22 protein-coding genes are annotated in these 21,015 nt (G+C 42.5%); 13 read left to right on the top strand and 9 right to left on the bottom strand.

Translation table 11 applies throughout. The annotated features are described in order from the left end of the window. Positions 1-5: 5 nt before the first annotated feature. The 3 genes from murB to B143_RS0103035 are packed head-to-tail and all read left to right on the top strand — an operon-like array spanning position 6 to position 1,955. Positions 6-1,004, top strand: a complete 999-nt coding sequence (murB, locus tag B143_RS0103045; RefSeq protein WP_018122157.1) for a UDP-N-acetylmuramate dehydrogenase — start codon at positions 6-8, stop codon at positions 1,002-1,004. A 54-nt stretch (positions 1,005-1,058) separates the two neighbouring features. Continuing rightward, the gene (locus B143_RS0103040; RefSeq protein ID WP_008314613.1) at positions 1,059-1,664 is read left to right on the top strand and encodes an MlaC/ttg2D family ABC transporter substrate-binding protein; all 606 of its coding nucleotides are present in this window, start codon (positions 1,059-1,061) and stop codon (positions 1,662-1,664) included. A gap of 9 nt (positions 1,665-1,673) precedes the next feature. Then, positions 1,674-1,955 carry an STAS domain-containing protein gene (locus B143_RS0103035; protein ID WP_018122156.1) on the top strand — a complete coding sequence of 94 codons (282 nt, stop codon included), beginning with the start codon at positions 1,674-1,676 and terminating at the stop codon, positions 1,953-1,955. Positions 1,956-2,204: 249 nt separating this feature from the next. Here B143_RS0103035 and B143_RS0103030 read toward each other — a convergent pair whose 3' ends face one another. After that, the gene (locus B143_RS0103030) at positions 2,205-2,615 is read right to left on the bottom strand and encodes a Spy/CpxP family protein refolding chaperone (protein WP_018122155.1); all 411 of its coding nucleotides are present in this window, start codon (positions 2,613-2,615) and stop codon (positions 2,205-2,207) included. 141 nt (positions 2,616-2,756) lie between these two features. Between B143_RS0103030 and B143_RS0103025 the strand changes: the two genes are divergently transcribed. Beyond that, the gene (locus tag B143_RS0103025; RefSeq protein ID WP_008314617.1) at positions 2,757-3,443 is read left to right on the top strand and encodes a response regulator; all 687 of its coding nucleotides are present in this window, start codon (positions 2,757-2,759) and stop codon (positions 3,441-3,443) included. Between the two features lie 10 nt (positions 3,444-3,453). Continuing rightward, positions 3,454-4,782, top strand: coding sequence for an ATP-binding protein (locus B143_RS0103020; RefSeq protein WP_018122154.1), 1,329 nt, complete (start codon positions 3,454-3,456; stop codon positions 4,780-4,782). On the opposite strand, the gene B143_RS0103015 is transcribed toward B143_RS0103020, so the two are convergent. The 5 genes from B143_RS0103015 to rsmI are packed head-to-tail and all read right to left on the bottom strand — an operon-like array spanning position 4,748 to position 9,173. Further along, positions 4,748-5,482, bottom strand: a complete 735-nt coding sequence (locus B143_RS0103015; RefSeq protein WP_018122153.1) for a phosphodiester glycosidase family protein — start codon at positions 5,480-5,482, stop codon at positions 4,748-4,750. The two genes, B143_RS0103020 and B143_RS0103015, sit on opposite strands and share 35 nt — an antisense overlap. A 50-nt stretch (positions 5,483-5,532) precedes the next feature. Beyond that, positions 5,533-6,312 carry an inositol monophosphatase family protein gene (locus B143_RS0103010; RefSeq protein WP_018122152.1) on the bottom strand — a complete coding sequence of 260 codons (780 nt, stop codon included), beginning with the start codon at positions 6,310-6,312 and terminating at the stop codon, positions 5,533-5,535. 21 nt (positions 6,313-6,333) lie between these two features. Continuing rightward, the gene (locus B143_RS0103005) at positions 6,334-7,074 is read right to left on the bottom strand and encodes a beta/alpha barrel domain-containing protein (RefSeq protein ID WP_018122151.1); all 741 of its coding nucleotides are present in this window, start codon (positions 7,072-7,074) and stop codon (positions 6,334-6,336) included. After that, the gene (locus tag B143_RS0103000) at positions 7,074-8,303 is read right to left on the bottom strand and encodes an MFS transporter (RefSeq protein WP_018122150.1); all 1,230 of its coding nucleotides are present in this window, start codon (positions 8,301-8,303) and stop codon (positions 7,074-7,076) included. Before B143_RS0103000 ends, B143_RS0103005 begins: the two co-directional genes overlap by 1 nt. A gap of 30 nt (positions 8,304-8,333) precedes the next feature. Beyond that, entirely contained in the window at positions 8,334-9,173 is an 840-nt protein-coding gene (rsmI, locus tag B143_RS0102995; protein ID WP_018122149.1) for a 16S rRNA (cytidine(1402)-2'-O)-methyltransferase, read from the bottom strand. 54 nt (positions 9,174-9,227) lie between these two features. Here rsmI and B143_RS0102990 point away from each other — a divergent pair, with 54 nt between their 5' ends. Then, positions 9,228-9,578, top strand: a complete 351-nt coding sequence (locus tag B143_RS0102990) for a YraN family protein (RefSeq protein WP_018122148.1) — start codon at positions 9,228-9,230, stop codon at positions 9,576-9,578. 1 nt (position 9,579) lies between these two features. Here the strand turns inward: B143_RS0102990 and B143_RS0102985 are convergent, their stop codons facing one another. Beyond that, positions 9,580-11,004, bottom strand: coding sequence for a sodium:proton antiporter (locus B143_RS0102985; RefSeq protein WP_018122147.1), 1,425 nt, complete (start codon positions 11,002-11,004; stop codon positions 9,580-9,582). A gap of 369 nt (positions 11,005-11,373) precedes the next feature. On the opposite strand from B143_RS0102985, the gene B143_RS0102980 reads away from it, so the two are divergent. The 7 genes from B143_RS0102980 to B143_RS0102950 all read left to right on the top strand — a co-directional run bounded on the left by B143_RS0102980 (position 11,374) and on the right by B143_RS0102950 (position 18,602). Next, entirely contained in the window at positions 11,374-12,594 is a 1,221-nt protein-coding gene (locus B143_RS0102980) for a hypothetical protein (protein ID WP_018122146.1), read from the top strand. A gap of 87 nt (positions 12,595-12,681) precedes the next feature. Then, positions 12,682-14,472, top strand: a complete 1,791-nt coding sequence (gene lepA, locus B143_RS0102975) for a translation elongation factor 4 (protein WP_018122145.1) — start codon at positions 12,682-12,684, stop codon at positions 14,470-14,472. Between the two features lie 15 nt (positions 14,473-14,487). Then, entirely contained in the window at positions 14,488-15,294 is an 807-nt protein-coding gene (gene lepB / locus B143_RS0102970; RefSeq protein ID WP_018122144.1) for a signal peptidase I, read from the top strand. Between the two features lie 2 nt (positions 15,295-15,296). After that, complete coding sequence (gene rnc, locus B143_RS0102965; protein WP_008314644.1) at positions 15,297-15,971, top strand: ribonuclease III; 675 nt, start codon at positions 15,297-15,299, stop codon at positions 15,969-15,971. After that, positions 15,968-16,870, top strand: coding sequence for a GTPase Era (gene era, locus B143_RS0102960; protein ID WP_008314646.1), 903 nt, complete (start codon positions 15,968-15,970; stop codon positions 16,868-16,870). The genes rnc and era overlap by 4 nt, the downstream gene beginning before the upstream one ends. A 1-nt stretch (position 16,871) precedes the next feature. Beyond that, complete coding sequence (locus B143_RS0102955) at positions 16,872-17,756, top strand: DMT family transporter (protein WP_018122143.1); 885 nt, start codon at positions 16,872-16,874, stop codon at positions 17,754-17,756. A 3-nt stretch (positions 17,757-17,759) separates the two neighbouring features. After that, on the top strand, positions 17,760-18,602 hold the full coding sequence (locus B143_RS0102950; protein ID WP_018122142.1) for a 23S rRNA (adenine(2030)-N(6))-methyltransferase RlmJ: 843 nt from the start codon (positions 17,760-17,762) through the stop codon (positions 18,600-18,602). Between the two features lie 234 nt (positions 18,603-18,836). Here the strand turns inward: B143_RS0102950 and B143_RS0102945 are convergent, their stop codons facing one another. Further along, positions 18,837-20,546, bottom strand: a complete 1,710-nt coding sequence (locus B143_RS0102945; RefSeq protein WP_008314651.1) for a cation acetate symporter — start codon at positions 20,544-20,546, stop codon at positions 18,837-18,839. Next, positions 20,533-20,880, bottom strand: a complete 348-nt coding sequence (locus B143_RS0102940) for a DUF485 domain-containing protein (protein WP_008314653.1) — start codon at positions 20,878-20,880, stop codon at positions 20,533-20,535. Before B143_RS0102940 ends, B143_RS0102945 begins: the two co-directional genes overlap by 14 nt. Positions 20,881-21,015 lie beyond the last annotated feature (135 nt).

The raw sequence follows: 21,015 nt of genomic DNA, 5'->3' as shown, positions 1-21,015 counted from the left end.
ATGGTATGATTGAGCACAATTTTAATTTAGTCAATGTGAACACGTTTGGCATTGCAGCTCAAGCGGCTCATTATTATCGCATTGATGTGCTAGATGATTTAGCAGGATTGAGCGACTTAAAAACGCCGCTGTTTTATTTAGGCGGTGGTAGTAATGTATTGTTCACCGAAGATTATGTAGGCACTGTGGTGCATAATTGTATGCGCGGCATTGAGATCATTGAAGAGAATGATGCGTCAGTTTTAGTCAAAGCGTATGCAGGTGAGCCTTGGCATCCTTTTGTGGCGCATACTTTGTCTGAAGGTTGGCATGGATTAGAATGCTTGGCCTATATTCCCGGGCAAGTGGGCGCGACGCCTGTGCAAAACATTGGAGCTTATGGCATTGAGGCATGTCAATTCATTGAGCGTGTCCATGTGTACAACTTAAATACGCAATGCTTTGAAGCCTATGGCAACGATGAATGTGCTTTTGCGTATCGAGACAGCATTTTTAAATCTGCTTTGAAAGATCGTTTAATTGTGAGTGTGGATTTTCGTTTATCTAAATCACCGCATGTCTATGAGCGCTTTTATCCTGCCTTACAAGCACATTTACATGCACATGGGATTGATGAACCGGCATCGCTTGATATCTTTAATGCAGTGATTGCGGTGCGTCGCTCGAAATTGCCTGAAGTGAGTGAGCTTGGCAGTGCTGGCAGCTTTTTTAAGAACCCTGTGGTGGATCTTGCGAAAGCTGAGGCATTAAAAGCACAATATCCAGATTTGGTGATCTATCCTTATGGAGAACAATGTAAATTGTCCGCAGGTCAGCTCATCGATCGTTTAGGATTTAAAGGGCAATATGCAAACAATGTGGGCATGTATGAAAAGCAAGCCCTCATTTTAGTGAATTTAGGCGGTGCAACAGGGCAAGCGCTCTATGCACACAGTGTAAAAGTGATGCAAGCCGTTGAGGCGGCATTTGGTATTTGTTTAGAGCCTGAAGTGATCATTCTATAATGTTAGAATGATAGATGGGACACAACAGTTTTTATTAACCATAGGAAGAAGTGTATGAAACTTGTAAAATTATTGAAGTCTGTGGCACTGATGGTGGTGGTTTCGATGTGTTCAATGGTGTATGCAGCTGATACGCCAGAGCAGACCATTGAAAAAGCCTCTGCACAATTGATCAATGCCTTGAAAAAAGAGGAAACTGCCTTAAAGCAGAATCCAAAACGTTTGTATGGTTTTATTGAAAAAATGGCGGTGCCATATTTTGATTTTAACACCATGTCACAATGGGTGATGGGTCGTGCTTGGCGTGATGCAACGCCTGCTCAGCGTGATCGCTTTATGAATGAATTTAAAAAATTGTTGATCAATGCTTACGGTAGCGCATTGCTTGAATACACCGATGATAAAGTCAATGTATTCCCATTGCCACCAAATGCGAAAAACAAAAATGAAGTGACAGTGCGTTCAGAAATCACATCATCAAGCCATAAACCTGTAGCTGTGAACTATTCAATGATCAAATCTGGCGGTAAATGGTTGGTGTATGATGTTTCCATTGAAGGCGTGAGCATTGTGACGAGCTATCGTACGGAAATCCGTGAATTGGTGAATGCTAAAGGCATTGATGGTATGATTGAAACCTTAGCGCAAAAAAATAAATAGGACATCAACATGAGTGACTGCTTGAAAGCGACAGGACAAGGCGTTTATCAATTGATTGGCGAGTTTAATAAATTCACCATTCCTGAGTATGATCGTGTGATTCGTACGGCGTTTAAAAATGAGGCGCCTAGCCTGTTGTCGTTAAATTCTGTCAGTCGCTGCGACAGTGCGTTTGTGGCATTGCTGATCAGCTATAAGCATGATTACCCAAGCTTAGCGCTTGATGCCATTCCTGAGCAGCTCAGCAAATTATTGACGCTGTATCATGTGGCGAAGTGGTTCACTCATTGATGGTTAGATAGATGTATAAAAAGGGGATCGAAAGATCCTTTTTTTGTGGGAATTCATTACAAATAAGTTACCTAATTTAATGGGTGAGCATCTATTTCCTCGGGGATTTTTGAGACTCATTGTGAATTATGGTGCATAAATATGGCTTTAATGTCATTATTATGTAGTCTTTTTCGATGAGCAAAAAAAGATCCCATCGCGAAGATGGGATAAGGAGAGTGTGAGAGAATCGGGGTAAATCAGGGTAAACTATGGGTGTTGACGATGACCTTTGTGGCCTTTTCCGTCATGGTTCATGCGCGGACCTTTGCCATCGTGTGCTTTTAAATATTCAGCGCGTTGTTCTGGCGTTAATACTTGATACACCACATGCTTGTGTTGCAATTTTTGTACAGCGCGATCATCACGATGTTTTTGGTGCATTTTACGTGCTTGATCTGCATTAAAGGTTGGGTTTTCTAAGAGGTTTTTCATCTCTGCTTGATGAGCGGCATGTGTGGCTTCACGCTCTTTTTGCATGGATTCATGCAATGACTTCATTTGCGCGCTCTGTTCTTGCGTTAATTGCAAGCGATCGATGTTAGGTTCACGATCCGGTTTTGCCATCGCGGCGCTTGAAAGTGCAATCACGCCAATCACTGCTAAAGCTAACTTTTTCATATCAATGTCCTCATGTGAATGTTTTTAGATTGAGTACATGATAAGCCCGTGCTTGTAAAAGGCAGTCTAGAGAATGTAAAGCGGCGTAAATGTTTTTCGACAGTTGTAGAGAAGCCGCTATAATGGCCTAAGGAGGTAGTCATGGAACATATTTTATTGGTGGATGATGATTTACAACTGCAAGCGTTGATCTCGGAGTTATTGACCTTTGAGGGCTTTGCCGTCGATGTGTGTAACAACGGGGAAGAGTGCTTAGCTTATATGGCACACACAACGCCAGATGTATTGATTTTAGATGTGATGATGCCCAAAAAGAATGGCTGGGACACATTAAAAGAGGTGAGAAGCACGCATCCTTTATTGCCCGTATTGATGCTTTCAGCAAAAGGTGACAGCATTGATCGCGTGCTTGGGCTAGAGCTTGGCGCTGATGATTATATTGGCAAGCCTTTTGATGATCGTGAGTTGATTGCGCGCATCCGTGCATTATTGCGCCGTGCCAATGCAGAAGAGGCGCCGCAGGATCACAATGTGATTAAAGTGGATCAATTAGAGCTCAATCAAGCGCAGTTTCAAGCAAGCTTTGCCGGCAAACCAATCGATTTAACGTATACGGAATTCTCATTATTGTTGTATATGGTGAAAAACCGCGGCAAAGCCATCAGCCGAGATGAATTGAGCCGCGAAATTTTAGGAAAGCGTCATCAAGCGTTTGACCGCGTCATTGACATGCATGTGAGCAATCTGCGTAAGAAAATTCCCGATCGTGACAACGGCATGCCATGGTTTAAAACCATTCATGGTTTAGGTTATATGTTCATTGAATAAGGGGTGAGGCGTGCGTAAATTTTTCTCTTTGTTGAGTGTGCGGATCTTTTTTGTCTTTTTGATCTATTGCATTGCGGTGGTCTCCATCGCCATCATCATTCCAACGCTTGATCAAAGGCGCATTCGTGAAGTGCCAAGTGCTGAGCGGGAGAAGATTCAACAGCGCCTTGATCGCCAGTTACAGATGCGCCATGCTAAAAATGCAGGGCGCTTCATTGCCATTCCGAAAACCAATGATCCTGAATATTTAGCCTATTCCATCAGTAGTGTGGATAATCCTGAGTATCGTGAATTCATTACGGCGGTGACGGATGAAGATGTACCGCATCAACAAGTGATCAATTCGCAAATGATCATGGGGCCTTTTGAGGTGGAAGGGGCGCGTTATCAGTTTTATATGCTCTTTCCAAAATTACCGCAATCGTATTATGTGAGCATGATGTTTAAATCGCCTTCACTGTTACTGTTGTTGATGCTCTTTGCCAGTTTGCCTTTTATCTTTTTACTCACCTATTCGCTCTATCGTCCAATTAAGCGCTTAAAACAAGCGGCCGATCGGGTGGCGAAAGGCGATTGGGAAGTGGATCCTGCCCTTGAAAAAGGGACGGTGGAGTTCAGTTATCTTGGGCAAAGCTTTAATCAAATGGTCGAAGAGCTGCAAAAGGCAGAAGCAGAGAAGAATCGCCTTTTTGGGAACATGTCCCATGAGCTGAGAACACCTTTGACGCGCATTCGTTTAACCAATGGTATGTTGCGCCGTAAAACAGATGCATCCTTAGCGCCGGACATTGACCGAATTGAGCAAAACCTCATTTTAATTGAAGATCGTATTCAGGCGATGTTGTCATTGTCTCGTGAATTGATTTTGCGCCGTGAGCAACATGAATCGGTACCTTTAACGTCAGCATTGATTGAACTATTGGCAGAGGCGGCGTTTGAAGCCGATGCCAATGGCAAACAGCTTCATTATGATGACGTGCCAGAGATCAACGTGCTGTTAAATGTGGAAAACTTTCAAAGCGGGATTGAGAACATTTTGCGTAATGCCATCCATTATGCTAAAACGCGCATTGATGTTGCCTTTAAAGTGGTGAATGATCAATTGATCATCAGCGTGCATGATGATGGTCCCGGCGTTCAGCCAAAGGATTTAGGGCGCTTATTTGAGGCGTTTTATCGTGCGGAGAATGAAGAGGTGCCGGATTCAAATGGTGCCGGTTTAGGTTTAGCCATCGCAGGGCAAATGGTGAAGCATCATCACGGCACCATTGAGGCAAAAAATCATGCCGATGGCGGATTGATGATTACTTTGACGTTTCCTTTGTCATCGGGCTCGTAACGGCCCAAATGCCTACATATGGGCGCACATTCCAAAAGGGTGCGCCATAAATTTTTCCAAGGTAAGAGAGTTGTGATAATGTGCCATCAAGATAAAGGGCATCTTTGCAGCCAAGTTCCGCTTGAAAGAATTTGGCAAAGTAATAAAAATTAATGGGGCTTTGTGTGACGGCAAAATACGTGGTGTTGTTTTTAACACAAACGCCGCTGCGGTATTTTAAGCTGTCGGAAGATGGGAAGAATTTTGGGTGCAATTGACCATTGACCACAAGCATCGGGCCAGATTGTGTGGCATATAAAGGCTCATAGCGCTTTTGATTGCGAAGAAAATTTTCTGTTTCCAACACATGGCGCGATCCATCTTTATTGACAAAAAAAACGCCATTCGGGATCAATGAAAAGTTCCCGATGGCATTTGTGCGTGTGATCTGATTTAAGCCCTTTAAGAGCTCACCTTTTTCCATATGCCAACCAAGCGGCGATTGATCTTGTCCAAAAATGCCAGAGTTGATGGCAAACAGAAGCTGCTTTTTCTCTTTTTGCAGCGTCTTATTGAGGGTTGAAAAAGATTGATACGGCTGCTCAGTGGCTGGATTTTTCCAAAAAAGTTGTAATGAATCATGTTCGGAAACCTCAACCACTGCAAACTCCACATTGTGATACTTTTGCATCAACAACGATAAACTGTGGGCTTCTGGCATGAAGCACAGGGTTAACAATGGGGCAAGTAGGTGAGATTTCCGGATCTTCATTAACGTTTGGCTTGATGGATGGATTGTAATAAAGGTTTCAATAATTTAGGTGTGGCGAAAGCTGCATTTTCAGCGCTGATGTCCACTTCATTACCGCTAAAGTCAGTGGCTAAAGCGCCGCCTTCTTGGGCAATCAATACAGCCGCTAAATGATCACAAGGATCAAACGCATTCAACCAAGCGGCAGATGCTTTGCCTTCGATCATTTCGCAGATGCTCAATGCTTCATCGCCTAATACTCTAACACCTAAAGAGAGGTGATGTAAATGCGCGGTCATCATCACGTTTTCTTTACGCAATGAACGAGCATCTGTGAGTAAAAGGGCATCGCTGATGCGGCCGCTGTGGCGAGGTAAACGGATGCGAATGTCATTGAGTGTCGCACCTTCATTTTTCACAGCCATATAGGTTTTTTGTGACACAGGCGCATAAACATATGCTGCCATTAATTTGTCTTCAACCATATAAGCCACAGAAACAGCAAAGTCAGGATTGCCACCTAAGAAGTTTTGTTTGCCAACGATGCCGCTCACATACCAATAAGATTTATTGTCAGCTTTGCCATGAACGCCCGTGAGTTTTGTTTCGACCGTATGATCTGGATAAGCGTATAAAATCTCTTTGGCAATTTCAGTTTCGATTTGTGCGTAAAAGATGTCAAAACGTTCGGTCTCTTCGCGTTGTGCTTGGCTTAATTTAGCAGTTTGTTCAAAGATTTGATTGATTAAACGGCTAACTTTAGAAACACTTTTTTGTGCGATGGTTAATTGTGGATTCATAAAACTCTCAGATTAAAAATATTAAATAGCATGGTCTTTAGCGAGCAGCTCTGAAATGGAGCTGACCAAATTCGGACCACTTAAACGGAAATGAGAAGCATCAACCCATGATGTGCCTAAACGGTTGATGACTTCCTCTAAGTATTGTGAAGCTTCGGTAAAATTGTTGTTGGTTGTCACGATGTGAATGCCCGTTTCAGGATTCATGTCTTCAATCACAGTCAGCATCATTTGCACCATGGTGAGGGTGATTTGTTGACGATTGCGTCCTGAAGCGGTTTTGACGACATTCATGCCACTTCTGACAGCAAGTTCTGTGGCTTTTCGAATCCATTTGGCATCTTGTAAAATGCCCGCTTCAATGGTGAGCTTTAATGGCGTATCACCTGCGGTTTCACGCATGGTGTTCAAAAATTTCAAACATAAGCCCGCTTGACGATTGACCAAGGCTTGATAGGGAAAGACGAGGTCAATTTCATCAGTGCCAGCTTCGATGGCTTGTTTCATCTCTTGGGTGGCGTTGTAGGTATTAAAAGGGCCATTTGGATAGTTGATGATGCATGACAATGTCGGTGGATTGTCGCCTAATGCTTCACGAAGTGGGGCAATGTGTTGCGCAAAGGTTGTGATTGAGGCAATGGGCCCAATGGTTGTCACTTCTTGTGCCACTTTTTGGGCATCTAGGTTTAAAAATAGATAGGGCAGATCAATCAGCCCGATCATTTTTTGTGCCACTTTAATTTTTAAGGTTTCTGCTTCCATTATGCGTCTGCTTTCTTTTGAGGTTTAACAGGATTTTGCATCGGCCATGCGATTGCGAACCAAACTGCTGCTAAAAGAAATGCCAAGTAAAAGACATATTGTACGCCAAAATAACCGCTGATTGTAGCGCCAAGCATGCCACCAATGGATGTGCCTAAAAATTGTGATGAGGAAAAAACACCCATAATGGTACCGCGATAGTGTTGATCGGCTGCGCGAGACATGATGGAAGGTTGCATCGCTTCCATCACATTAAAGCCAAAGAAAAATAACAGTAAGCCCCAGAAAAATAGGGCATGACTGCCTTCTTCAGAAATGATTAAGCCTAAATACGCGAGTGCTAAAAATAAAATGGCCACTAAGAATAAAATGCGGTGACGATAAAAGCGTTCAGCAAGTCCTACGCAGGCAAACATGATGACGCATGAGATGAAAAATGTGCTCACATAATAAAGGGTGGCCGATCCGCCAGAGATTTCTAATTGAGAAAGGAGGCTTGGCATGGCAGCAAAGGTCATGGTCAATAATAGATGCAGCATGAATGCGCCAAAGTATAAACGCACCACATTGCCATTGCTAAAGGCGATGCGTGTGAGCTCAGAGATGCTTTCGCACTTAGTTTTCATTGCTTCTGTGGGCATCGGTGCATCAGGGATGAATTTAATGGTGGCATAGATGCCAAGCGCACCCATGAGTGCACAGACACCAAAAATGCCATAACCTTTGGCCACCATATAGATGATGGGGGCTAATGACACCGCGACACCAAAAGTTAAACCGATGCTCACGCCAATCATGGCCATCACTTTTGAGCGAATGTATTCACGGGTTAAGTCCGTGGCTAGTGCCAAGACAACGGCAGAAACAGCCCCCGCGCCTTGAATGATGCGCCCTAAAATGGCCACATAGACATGGCTTGCAAACATTAAAATGATGCTGCCCACAATGAATAAGCCAAGGCCGGCGATTAAGGCAGGTTTTCTGCCCATCTTATCGGACACCACACCAAAAATGGGTTGCAATAAGATTTGTGTGAGGGCATAACTTGCGAACACAAGTCCTGTTAAAAAGGGGGTAGAGCCCGTTAAGCTTTGGCTATAAAGGGTAAGTACCGGCAATATGATGAAAATGCCCAGCATCCTAATGGAGAAAAGCCCTGCTAATTTGAGGCTAAGACCGAGTTCCCCCGGTAATAATTTTGTACTGGTATTGACAGTCGCGTCTGACATTACTTTTCAACTCCTTAATTTGCAGAGGGATTATACGTTATTTTGGATCGCCAGTGCAGCTTGATACACATGATTTTTCGATAATTTTGTCACTTTTGTGGCAATGCTCACCGCTTGCTTTAAGGGCAATTCATCCAATAAGATGGTTAACAGCTCTGTTAAATCGATGCTTTCTGACTCTGTTGTGTCAACTTTTGCCCCTTCAATGACCACAACATACTCACCGCGTTGTTCATCTGAATGGGTTGTATAATAGTCGTGAAGATTTTTAAGGCTCTCTGAAAGATAACTTTCGTAGCGTTTGGTCATCTCGCGGCCAATGAAAGCATAGCGATCTTCGCCAAACACTGCCATGGCATCTTCAAGCATTTGTAGAATCCTGTGGCTCGATTCATAAAAGACCAAAGTGCGCGGATCTTTACGTACATCATTCATGCGTGCTTTGCGGCCTGCGGATTTTGCTGGTAAAAATCCTTCAAAGCTAAAACGATCTGTAGCAATGCCGGAAACGGATAATGCGGTGATCAATGCGCTGACGCCGGGAATGGGAATCACAGTTTGCATGGCTTCACGAAGGGCACGCACCACTTTAAAGCCAGGATCAGAGATGAGCGGCGTGCCCGCATCTGAAATGATGGCGCAATTTTGTCCATCATTTAATAAATTTAAGATCTCATCTATGCGGTCAGTTTCGTTGTGATCATGCAGGGAGCGCATTGGCGTTTGGATGTTAAAAAGCTGCATCAGTTTAGCGGAGTGTCGAGTATCTTCGGCAAAAATGACATCAACGCTTTTTAAAGTTTCGATGGCGCGCGGTGACCAATCATCAATATTTCCAATTGGTGTTGCAACAACGTAGCAAATTGACATAGAGTTCTCTGATTCTTGAATTTAAGGGTTACGATTATACAAGGAAATGACGCAATGAGCGAACCACAATTAACAGGTGATTGGGGCGAAGCATATGCCCGGGCACATTTAGAAGCCCATGGACTTCAATTTGTGATGAAAAATTATCGCTGCAAAATGGGCGAAATTGATCTCATCATGCAAACGGGCGGCGTTTTGGTGTTTGTGGAGGTGCGCGTGAGAAATACGCGCTTACATGGTGATCCTTTAGAGAGCATTACATTTGGTAAACAGCAAAAAGTTAGAAAAACGGCGGAGCGTTATTTACAACAAGTGAATCATCAAGGGGATGCGCGCATTGATGTGGTGGGGATTGACACTTCATTCTCCCCACCGCGCATCACTTGGATTGCCAATGCATTTTAATTTACATTAAGAAAATAACATTGAGCAAAATGTAAATGGGTAAGAGTGTACCAATGGCGATCAGCATATAACTGAAGAAGCTTGGCATGCGAATGCCTTGTTGCTCTGCAATGCTTTTGATCATGAAGTTTGGAGCATTGGCGATGTAGGTTAAAGGCCCTGTAAACACCGTTGCCATTGAAATGGTGAGCAATGTTGTTGGAATCACATTCATTAAGTAAGCGGCGCCTTGAGCATGATCACCGATGGCCATTTTAAAGAACACCAAATAGGTTGGGGCATTGTCTAAGAAAGCGGACAATGTGGCGGTGATCCAAAAGTAGATCACATTATTAGGTGCACCGCTTTCATCATGTGCAAAGCGCATTAAAAATGCTGTGACAGGGTGATCGGTCGATTGAAGGATCAGAATCACCGGTGTAATGGTAAGGAAAATGCCTAAAAAGAGTTTGGCAACTTCTAATATGGGTTCCCAGTTGAATTGATTATCAATGCGTAACTGCTTTGGCGTGAATTTAAAAGAGAGATAAATCACGATTAGAAAGAGTACATCACGAAAGACATTCTCAAGGGCAATGGTGGAATGAAACACTTCTAATTGAATGTTTGGATTCCAAAATCCGGAGATGATGATGCCAGCAAGCACCGCGGCGATTAATATAAAATTAAATTTTCCATTAATCACAAAATGATTATCTTTTAATTTTTGTGGTTTGATCTCTTCAAGGGCAAAGAGTTTGGTATCAATAAGGTAAAAGAGCATCAATAACATGCTTGATGTGATGATGACAGGCAATAACATGTATTGCAGTGTCCAAAAGAAACTCACGCCTTCTAAGAATCCTAAAAAGAGTGGCGGATCCCCAAGGGGCGTTAAGCCGCCGCCAATGTTGGCCACTAAGAAGATAAAGAAGATCACCACATGCACTTTATGGCGGCGATGTTGGTTTGCTTGCAGTATTGGGCGAATGAGTAACATTGAGGCGCCTGTTGTGCCCATAATGGACGCAAGTAAAGTACCGATCAGTAAAATCATCACATTTAAAGCAGGGCTTGGGGCAAAGTGACCGGTGATCTGAATGCCACTTGAAACCACATATAAGGTTAATAGCAATAAAATAAAGGGAATGTATTCGGAGATGAGTGTGTCCACCAGCACAGCGCCGCCGACACCCCAACCAAAATTAAGGATCAAAGGAATGAAAAAAATGATGCTCCAGCCCAATGTGATTTTCCCATAATGATTGAGCCAAAGTTTTGGGGCGATTAAAGGCAATAACGCAACAGACGCAATTAAGCCAATAAAGGGAATTGTGTAGAGCATCGATAAATGATTGCCATCAAATGTGTGGCTTGAGACATTCGATGCAAAGCTTGTGGTAAAGAATGTAGAGAAGATGACCAAGGCAACAAAAAAAATACGCATGAAAACCCTCAAAAAAATTATGAGTGTGGAAGGTAAATTGTGTGGTGTGATGGTATTTGCAGCAAATGGGCGAACGCCCTTTAGATTACTTACACATAATATGACATTTATCTATATTCTACACGATATGGCATTATTTTTTTAAAAAAATTATATAATGCAGGGCACTTCCTATTTTTGAGTATTATTTGATCTAATTTAAATGCTCACTGTCCATTTTATTTTATATACTTCAGTTTTTAAGTGATGACACGAGTGGTTTTCATTTAAGAACTTTTTTTAATTGTCTTAATTCATTAGAGTGTAAAAGGTTTTATGAAATACAAAGTCGTTTTTCGAGGAAAGGTTGATCGCACGGTTGATCAAAAGATGATCCTTGAAAATTTGTCTGATCTTTTTGATCAAACGACCGAAGAGGTTTATCAGAGGTTTTTTGCAAAAGGGGGTCAATCGATTGTGTTGATCACCGGTTTGTCTGAAGGTGATGCCATTGAATATCAAACAGCATTGGCAGAGGCGGGTTTAATTGCGGACATTGATTTAGATGTCGATGACCTAATGCCTGATTTATCAATGCCGGAGGTTACGCGAACACAAACCATTGCGCCTAACGCGAAACCTGCGGCGACTGATCATTCGCCGACACACACTGAGCGAAAATTAGCCGCAAAAGATTATTTGAAAGCGCCTGAAAAATTGACATTGATGCGCCACACAGATGATGTTTCTGCATTAGAGAGCAACCGTGTTGAGAAGATGAAGCGCATTGCCAAAACCCGTGCCAATCCCAATCATAATATTGAGATTGATGATCGTGACATTGCCCCAACGCCGCCTTTATTGCACAGCGGTGTGCGCATTGGGCGTTTGTATTTTCTGTACCGAATCACTTTGGCATTTGCCATTTTATTTGGTTGTCTCAATATTTTGCCGCTTTATCTATATGATGCGTTAGGCAGTGCAAGTTTCATCATCTCATTCTTCTTTATCTTCTTTGCCATTACATTTATGTTGATGATTGTCAGCCAGCGTTTTTGTGACATTGATAATTTATCCATTGGGAAGATGGCATTTGTGACGATTTTAATCTTCACGTTGATTTTTAGCCTATTTGTACAAAACTACTATGTGCTCAAAGATGCCCAAGTGCAGTTTGCGGAGCTTTTTGTCAGAGAACACAGTATGAGTGAGCAATACTTTGGCTTAAAGGCAGAATTGAAAGAGTATTTAGCACAAACGAACCAACGTCATTTTTTACAACAGATTGATGCCATCATTAAATGGGTGGTGTATGCGGGGATGATCATTGGGGCGATTTTGCTCTTTTCTATGCCAGGGATTGAAGGCAATAATCAATTTGGTGCGCCGCCACCTTCGCCGAACTTAATCAGCTTATTGATATTTGTGGTGTCGCTCTTTGCATTTTTGTATTGTGTGGCGTATCCCTTTAGCAGTAAAGCGCATAAATATCAGCATCGCTTATATCAAACGGAACTCTATGAATATTTAGGCGTGTTAAAACCTTTGCCAAATGCCTTCAATCGCGCCTACAAAGCATACCTTGAGAAAAACTCAACAAAAGCTCAGTAATTCCATTATAATTGTAAGCTGTTATTTGAATTTAGGAGAGGAATCATATAGAGTTCTCTCCTCTTTACTTTGGTAGACATTAACTGCATGAAGAACATTAGAAACTTTTCCATTATTGCCCATATTGATCATGGTAAATCCACGATCGCCGATCGTTTTATCCAAATTTGTGATGGCTTGAGCGAACGAGAAATGGAGGCTCAAGTGTTAGACTCCATGGACATTGAGCGTGAACGTGGCATTACGATTAAAGCACACTCTGTGTCATTGGACTATAAAGCTAAAAATGGGGAAGTTTACCATTTGAACTTCATTGATACGCCAGGACACGTGGACTTCTCTTATGAAGTGTCTCGCTCACTTTTTGCCTGTGAGGGGGCGCTTTTGGTGGTGGATGCGGCTCAAGGCGTTGAAGCACAATCGGTGGCCAACTGCTATACGGCGATTGATCATGGGCTAGAAGTTGTCCCTGTCTTAAATAAGATTGACTTACCAGCAGCAGATCCGATGAAAGTTGCTGCTGAAATTGAAGACATCATTGGCATTGAAGCGATGGATGCCGTGACGTGTTCTGCTAAAACAGGTATGGGGGTTGAAGATGTACTCGAAACATTGGTACAAAAAATCCCTGCACCAAAAGGTGATCCAAATGCGCCATTAAAAGCATTGATCATTGACTCATGGTTTGACCCTTATGTGGGCGTAATCTCTTTGGTGCGCATCTTTGAAGGAACCCTTCGCGTGCGTGACAAAATGCAAGTGATGAGCACAAAGCGTAACTATCAAGTGAGCCATGTGGGTGTGTTTACACCTAAGCGTTTAGATAAAACAGAATTGTCCGCAGGGCAAGTGGGTTTTGTGATCGCCGGGATTAAAGACATTGATGGCGTGCCAGTCGGTGACACCTTAACATTAGAAAACAATCCGGCCACAGAAGCTGTGCCAGGCTTCCAAAAAGTACAATCGCGCGTATTCTCCGGTCTGTTTCCTGTGGATTCATCAGATTATGAAAATTTACGCGAAGCGTTACAAAAATTACGTTTAAATGATGCATCTTTAAACTTTGAACCTGAATCTTCTCAAGCGTTGGGGTTTGGTTTCCGTTGTGGCTTCTTAGGCATGCTACACATGGAGATCATTCAAGAGCGTTTAGAACGTGAATATGATTTAGACTTAATCACAACTGCGCCAACCGTAATTTATGAATTAGAAAAAACGGATGGTGAAGTGGTATTGATTGATAACCCGAATGATTTACCTGCGCCAAATAAAATCAGTGAAATCCGTGAGCCGATCATTCGTGCAAATATTTTGACGCCACAAGAGTACTTAGGCAACATCATCACATTGTGTGTGGAAAAGCGCGGCGTACAAAAGAACATTGTGTATGCAGGCTCCCAGGTGCAATTGCAATTTGAATTGCCGATGAGTGAAGTGGTGCTTGACTTCTTTGACCGCTTAAAATCAGTGTCTCGTGGTTATGCTTCTTTCGACTATGAATTTGTGCGCTATGAAGCGGCCAATCTTGCGAAAGTGGACATCCTCATCAATGGTGAAACGGTTGATGCGTTAGCGCTCATTGTGCATAAAGACAATGCGGTGTATCGTGGTCGCGATTTGGTGGAAAAAATGAAAGAGTTGATTCCACGCCAGATGTTTGACATTGCCATTCAGGCGGCGATTGGTGCGCAAATCATTGCAAGAAGCACTGTCAAAGCGATGCGTAAAGACGTATTGGCGAAATGTTACGGCGGTGACGTGAGCCGTAAGCGCAAATTACTCGAGAAACAAAAAGCGGGTAAAAAACGCATGAAGCAAGTGGGTAACGTGGAAATTCCACAATCTGCCTTCTTAGCTGTATTGCAAGTTGATAAATAGACAAAGGATATTACGATGTTTTCCCAATTCACGCATTACTTGGCGATTGCCATTGTGTTTGCAGTGCCTGTGACGGGTTTAATTCTGCTCATTGATCGCTTATATTTTAAGAAAAAGCGCACAAAGGATACAAAATTGCCGGCACTGGTGGATTGGGCAGCATTTTTGTTTCCGGTTGTTCTCTTTTTGACGGTGCTGCGTACATTCATCGCAGAGCCGTTCATCATCCCAAGTGGCTCAATGCAACCGACATTATATGCCGGTGACATGATTGTGGCCAATCGCTGGTCATTTGGTTTGCGTTACCCGATCACCAATGAGCGCATTTTCAGCAAGGCCGGCGAAGGCGTTGAGCGCGGTGACATTGCCGTGTTTAAATACCCAAAAGATGAGCGCATCAATTACATCAAGCGCATTGTGGGTTTACCAGGTGATGTGGTGGATTATAAAGACAAAATGCTCACCATCAATGGTGTGCCTGTTAAATATGAATATGTCGGGCCAGCCATTGAGCCTGAATCAGATTTGATCTTTACAGAATACCTGCCATCTAAAGATGGCATCGTTGAGCATGGCGTGCAGCAGTTGCCATACTTGACGCGTGCAGATGCCGGGTTGGACATCCTGCGCCCATTTCCATTTAAAGTGCCAGATGGACAATACTTGGCTTTTGGCGATAACCGCGATAATAGTTTAGACAGCCGTTATTGGGGCTTTGTCAATGATAATCAATTGGTGGGTAAAGCCAATTTTATTTGGATGAATTACAAATGTGTGACGCAATTGAAAGATTGTGACCACATTTTCACAGTATTGAAATAGTTATGATTGATCGACTACAAGAAAAACTCGGATACCAATTTACGAACATCGCTTTGTTAAAACAAGCGTTGGTTCACCGCTCAGTTTCCCGCGTTCACAATGAACGTTTAGAGTTTTTGGGAGATGGCTGCTTAAATTTCACAATTGCCCATGCGTTGTATGAACGTTTTCCGGATGCTAAAGAGGGTGAATTATCAAACATTCGTGCCCACTTAGTGAAGGAAGAGACGCTGCACACCATTGCAAAATCCTTAGATCTACAAAAACATTTGGTGATCAGCTATGGTGAGCGTAAAAACGATGGTGCAAAACGCGCAAGCATTTTAGCAGACACGGTGGAAGCCATCATTGCTGCGGTCTTTTTAGACAGCAACTTTGAAAGCGCTAAAGCCATGATTTTACGCCTATATGAAGCGGAGTTACACACCATTAATGAGCGCTCTTTCCAATGCATCACAGAATCTGTGAAGGATCCAAAGAGCCGTTTACAAGAGCATTTGCAAGCCATCAATAAATCGATACCAGAGTATGAGATCGTGGCCATTGAAGGACAAGACCACGCTCAAAGCTTTAAAGTGGCGTGTCATGCTCAATCATTTACAACCATTGCAGAAGGAACAAGCAAAAAAAGGGCAGAGCAGAATGCCGCCCAGTTGATGCTTGATAAGTTACTATGAATCAAAACCAACACTCAGGCTACGTTTCCATCATTGGCCGACCGAATGTGGGCAAATCCACATTGATGAATCGTTTGATTGGTCAAAAAGTGAGCATTACATCCAGTAAGCCACAAACCACGCGTCACGCCATTACGGGTATTTATACGGATCATTATTGCCAAGCGATCTTCATTGATACACCAGGATTGCACGTGGCTGAGCATTCAGCATTGAACCGCCATTTAAATAAAACCGCCACCAGTTCACTTGAAATGGCGGATGTGATTTTATTTATGGTGGAAGCTTTAAAATTCACCGATGATGATGCCTTGGCATTAAAGCGCTTAAAATACATTGATAAGCCTGTGATTTTAGTGGTCAATAAAATTGATCATGTGAAAGATAAGGAAACCTTGTTCCCATTTTTATCTGAAATGATGAGTAAATATCAGTTTGCGGAATGCATTCCGATCTCTGCATTAGATGAAAAACAGATGAAATTGGTAATCAAATCTTTAACGCATTATCTGCCTGAACAGCCATTTTTGTTCAGTGAAGATGAAATCACTACAGCATCGAGTGCGTTCTTAGCGAGTGAAGTGTTGCGTGAAAAATTAACGCGCCGCTTAAATCAAGAGATTCCGTATGCATTGACAGTGGAAGTGGAAAGCTTTGAAGTGGAACCAGAGATCATTCGCATCAATGCCATTGTATGGGTTGAGCGCGAAAGTCAAAAAGGCATCGTGATTGGTAAAAGCGGTGTGACACTCAAAGAAGCAAGCACACAAGCGCGCCAAGATTTAGAAAAATTGTTTGAGAAAAAAGTATTTTTAAAAGCGTTTGTGAAAGTGCGTCAAGGTTGGTCAGATGATGAACGTTCACTCAATGCATTAGGTTATATGGGTACAGAGTTGTAATATGCAAAAACCAATGATGGGTGCTTGTTGGATGATGGCCACAGGTATTGCCTTTGCTGCCATCAATGTGATCACGCCGTACATCAGTCAGCAGTATCCCATCAGCTCAAGTTGGATTGCTTTTTTTCAATACAGCTTTGCCTTCTGTTTTTTACTGCCCACATTTTTAAAAGCTGGGTTGAAAACAGTGGCGAAAACAGAGCGTTTTTGGATTCACTTTTTACGCATTTTAGCCGCAATTGTTGGGGTTCAGCTGTGGGTGAAAGCACTGAACCTTCAATTTCCGATTGGGGAAGGCGTTGCTTTGCTGATGACATCGCCATTATTTGCCAGCATCGGTGCATTCCTATTTTTGAAAGAAAAAGCCACGTCGGTGCGTATTTTAGTGACATTGATGGGGTTTGTGGGTGCAATCCTAATTTTAAACCCCAGTTATGCCGCCATGAATTACGTGGCATTTTTACCATTGGCTGCGGCTTTCTTTTGGGCTATTTATTCATTATTGATTAAATACTTAGCCGATAAAGATCATCCTTTAACCCTTCTTTTTTATCTCTATCTCATCATGTTTCCAATTAACTTAGTATTGGCGCTGACGGATAATTTCACGCATGCGCTGAAAGTGGAGCATTTGGTGTGGGATGTGGGATTGATGGGCTATTTATTGGTGTTGGGTTTTTTAACCATGATTGCACAATTTACCTTAGTCAAAGCGTATCATGTGGCGGATGCCATTTACATTCAACCCTTTGATTATCTAAAACTGCCGTTAAATACGCTCTTAGGCTTTGTCTTTTTTGGCTGGACGGTGGGCACCCAATTTTGGCTGGGCGCGATCATTATGGTGGCTGCTCTCCTTTACATCACTTATTTTGAGTCTAAATAATTTATGCTAAGTTATCGTCATGGCTTTCATGCGGGCAATCATGCAGATGCCCTCAAGCACTTTGTGCTGTTTTCTGTTTTAAACTATTACAATCAAAAAGATAAACCATATTGGTACATTGATACGCATTCTGGTGCGGGGCTTTATGATACCCATCATCCTTTTGCGGAAAAAACGGGTGAATATGAAGCGGGCATTGGCACATTGCAACAAGCGGATGATCTGCCAAAAGCCTTGGATGATTTTTTATTGTTCATCAATCAATTTCAAACGGGTAAAAAACGCTTTTATCCGGGTTCGCCTGTGATTGCCCAAAAGTTGGTGCGAAGCACCGATCGCATGAAGTTATTTGAATTGCATCCAACGGATTCAGAAATTCTCATCAACAACATGAAAGGGCAAGGCGTCAAGTACCAAGTGGGCATCACGGATGGCTTTAAAGGTTTGATTGGCTTATTGCCGCCATCGTCACGCCGCGCTGTGGTATTGATTGATCCGCCATATGAAGATAAAAAAGATTATCAAACGGTGATCAAAACATTGCAAGAAGCGCATGAACGGTTTTCAACGGGTTGTTATATGGTTTGGTATCCGTTGCTGCCACGCAATGAAAGTTTGAATTTGCCCAATAAATTGGAACAATTGTTTAAAGACAATTACCTCAATGTAACGCTTTCTGTCACAGAACCTGAAGGTGATCAATTTGGTATGTTTGGCAGCGGCATGTTCATTGTCAATCCGCCGTATACTTTGAAAAAAGAATTGGAAAGTGTATTGCCAGCATTGGTTAAACATTTAGGGATCGATCGCGGTGCCACTTCGACGTTGGATTATAAAATCCCTTAAAGATTGTACGCATTCATGCATAAGAAAAAGCCCTAAAATATTTTTAGGGCTTTTTTGTAAGGAGAGTAATCGTATAGATTAAGTTTCACAACAGTCCATGAAACTGAAACCATTGTAGCGAACATTAACATTTCATTACAATTTAAAATGGTTATGGTTTTTTAGAATGTTGGCAAAAAAATACCTGAAACAGCGTTCAGGTATTGAGTCATTTCATTCCCTTTTAAAGGAATTTTATGATGATTTATTTTGCGCTTCAGTGAAAAATTCAGGATGATTCACTTGGCGATATTGTTGAATCGCTTCAGAGATGCCTTCGCCGCCCACTTGTGAACGCACATATTGGCTGATGAATTTAGAACGCTCTTCTTCAGCTTGTTGTGAGTTATCCATAGATGACACCACAAATGTGACAATGAATGCAATTGGAATGGAGAATAACGCAGGGTTATTGTATGGGAACAATGGGCTGTCGTGACCTAATACTTTCACCCAAACTTCTGGGCCAAAGAGGATCATCAATACCGCACTGATTAAACCTGCTGCACCACCAATGACCGCGCCTTTTGTGGTCAAGCGTTTCCAATACATGGATAAGAACAATAATGGGAAGTTTGCAGAGGCTGCAATGGAGAAGGCTAAGCCCACTAAGAAGGCAACGTTTTGATGTTCAAACAATAATCCCAATAAAATTGCAATGATGCCTAAGGATGCTGTGGTGATGCGTGAAATCATCAACTCAGTTTTCATCACAGGTTTGCCTTTTTTGATGACGTTGGCATAGAAGTCATGACTGATGGCAGATGCACCTGATAAGGTTAAACCTGCAACAACCGCAACCAATGTTGCAAATGTCACCGCAGACATGAAGCCTAACAATACGTTACCGCCGACTGCATGAGATAAATGGATGGCAACCATGTTCGCACCGCCCACAATTAAGCCATCTGCATTGGTGTATTCAGGTTTGCCGGTCACATATAAGATCGCGCCAAAGCCGATGATGAACATCAATAAATAGAAGTAACCAATGAAGCCTGTTGCGTATAATGCTGATTTTCTTGCTTCTTTGGCATCTTTAACCGTGAAGAAACGCATCAAGATGTGTGGCAAACCTGCCGTACCAAACATTAAGCCAATGCCTAAAGAGATGGTATCGATCGGGTTAGAATATGCCAAACCTGGTTTCATCAACGCAGTGCCTGCATTGTGAACATCTGTCGCTTCAACAAACAACGTTTCAAGGTTAAAGCCCACCCAATATAAAACCACGATGGACATGAACGTTGCGCCGATCAAAATCAAAACGGCTTTGATCATTTGCACCCATGTTGTGGCCAACATGCCGCCTAACAATACATAGATCATCATCAAAATGCCCACGATGAAAACAGCAATGTTGTAGTTTAAGCCAAAGAGCAATTCGATTAATTTACCCGCGCCCACCATTTGTGCGATCAAATATAACAACACGATCGCCATTGTGGAGAACACCGCTAAAATACGAATAGGCGTTTGATTCAAACGAAATGCGGTCACGTCCGCAAATGTGAAGCGACCTAAGTTTCTAAAGCGTTCTGCCATGAGGAATAAAATCACCGGCCAACCAATGAAGAAGCCAAATGAGTAAATTAAACCATCATAACCTGATGCAAACACAAGGGCAGAGATCCCAAGGAAAGAGGCTGAAGATAAATAGTCACCGGCAATCGCTAAACCATTTTGAAAGCCTGAGATGCCGCCGCCAGCGGTATAGAAGTCAGAGGCGGATTTTGTTTTATTCGATGCCCAAAATGTGATGGCGATCGTTGCAAACACAAAGACGAAGAACATGATGATGGCGGTCCAGTTTTTACCGCCGCCTGTTGTTTGTGCTAAGGCAAAGCTGCCCACGCCCAAAATGGCTAAGCACAACAATTGCTTAAAGACATTATTTAATTTCATTGGCGATCTCCTTTAACAACTTTTCCGTCATCGGATCATAATAAGTATTGGTGCGATAGACGTAATAGCCTGTCATTAAAATGGTCCAAATGATCAAAAAGAATCCCGCAGGAATGCCCCACGTGGTCACCATGTCAGATGCCATCGGCAATCCAACGAGATCAGGTGCAAAGGCAACGCCAATGATGATCAAAATATAAAAACCTAATGTGAGCAGCAGTAGCCAGAGACTGAATCTCTGTTTTTTGGCCACCATCTCTTTGAATCGCGGATCATTGTAGATACGATGCACGACGACATCGTATTGGCGATCCTGTTCTACAGCATTAGACATAGGGTCCTCCTCAAATTTTACTTGTTGTTGTATTGTTTTAATGAATTAAATTTCTCATGTATGTTTGATGCATATTTTTTAATATATAAAACACCTCCTTAATGAGAAGATACGAATTTTTAAAAATTTTGCAAA

It is taken from the genome of Wohlfahrtiimonas chitiniclastica DSM 18708 (assembly GCF_000375345.1).
Taxonomy (GTDB): Bacteria; Pseudomonadota; Gammaproteobacteria; order Cardiobacteriales; family Wohlfahrtiimonadaceae; genus Wohlfahrtiimonas; species Wohlfahrtiimonas chitiniclastica.
The sequence above is the reverse complement of the archived record's forward strand: the minus strand, read 5'-3'. Positions and strand labels throughout refer to the sequence as shown.

Coding starts and splice junctions, on each gene's coding strand:
- B143_RS0103010 (WP_018122152.1), bottom strand. CDS start 6,312: ATGAATCCACAATTAACCATCGCACAAAAAAGTGTTTCTAAAGTTAGC.
- B143_RS0103040 (WP_008314613.1), top strand. CDS start 1,059: ATGAAACTTGTAAAATTATTGAAGTCTGTGGCACTGATGGTGGTGGTT.
- lepA (WP_018122145.1), top strand. CDS start 12,682: ATGAAGAACATTAGAAACTTTTCCATTATTGCCCATATTGATCATGGT.
- B143_RS0103025 (WP_008314617.1), top strand. CDS start 2,757: ATGGAACATATTTTATTGGTGGATGATGATTTACAACTGCAAGCGTTG.
- B143_RS0102980 (WP_018122146.1), top strand. CDS start 11,374: ATGATCCTTGAAAATTTGTCTGATCTTTTTGATCAAACGACCGAAGAG.
- lepB (WP_018122144.1), top strand. CDS start 14,488: ATGTTTTCCCAATTCACGCATTACTTGGCGATTGCCATTGTGTTTGCA.
- B143_RS0102990 (WP_018122148.1), top strand. CDS start 9,228: ATGAGCGAACCACAATTAACAGGTGATTGGGGCGAAGCATATGCCCGG.
- B143_RS0102940 (WP_008314653.1), bottom strand. CDS start 20,880: ATGTCTAATGCTGTAGAACAGGATCGCCAATACGATGTCGTCGTGCAT.
- B143_RS0103005 (WP_018122151.1), bottom strand. CDS start 7,074: ATGGAAGCAGAAACCTTAAAAATTAAAGTGGCACAAAAAATGATCGGG.
- murB (WP_018122157.1), top strand. CDS start 6: ATGATTGAGCACAATTTTAATTTAGTCAATGTGAACACGTTTGGCATT.
- rnc (WP_008314644.1), top strand. CDS start 15,297: ATGATTGATCGACTACAAGAAAAACTCGGATACCAATTTACGAACATC.
- B143_RS0103015 (WP_018122153.1), bottom strand. CDS start 5,482: ATGCCAGAAGCCCACAGTTTATCGTTGTTGATGCAAAAGTATCACAAT.
- B143_RS0103000 (WP_018122150.1), bottom strand. CDS start 8,303: ATGTCAGACGCGACTGTCAATACCAGTACAAAATTATTACCGGGGGAA.
- B143_RS0103030 (WP_018122155.1), bottom strand. CDS start 2,615: ATGAAAAAGTTAGCTTTAGCAGTGATTGGCGTGATTGCACTTTCAAGC.
- B143_RS0102950 (WP_018122142.1), top strand. CDS start 17,760: ATGCTAAGTTATCGTCATGGCTTTCATGCGGGCAATCATGCAGATGCC.
- B143_RS0102985 (WP_018122147.1), bottom strand. CDS start 11,004: ATGCGTATTTTTTTTGTTGCCTTGGTCATCTTCTCTACATTCTTTACC.
- B143_RS0102955 (WP_018122143.1), top strand. CDS start 16,872: ATGCAAAAACCAATGATGGGTGCTTGTTGGATGATGGCCACAGGTATT.
- rsmI (WP_018122149.1), bottom strand. CDS start 9,173: ATGTCAATTTGCTACGTTGTTGCAACACCAATTGGAAATATTGATGAT.
- B143_RS0103035 (WP_018122156.1), top strand. CDS start 1,674: ATGAGTGACTGCTTGAAAGCGACAGGACAAGGCGTTTATCAATTGATT.
- era (WP_008314646.1), top strand. CDS start 15,968: ATGAATCAAAACCAACACTCAGGCTACGTTTCCATCATTGGCCGACCG.
- B143_RS0102945 (WP_008314651.1), bottom strand. CDS start 20,546: ATGAAATTAAATAATGTCTTTAAGCAATTGTTGTGCTTAGCCATTTTG.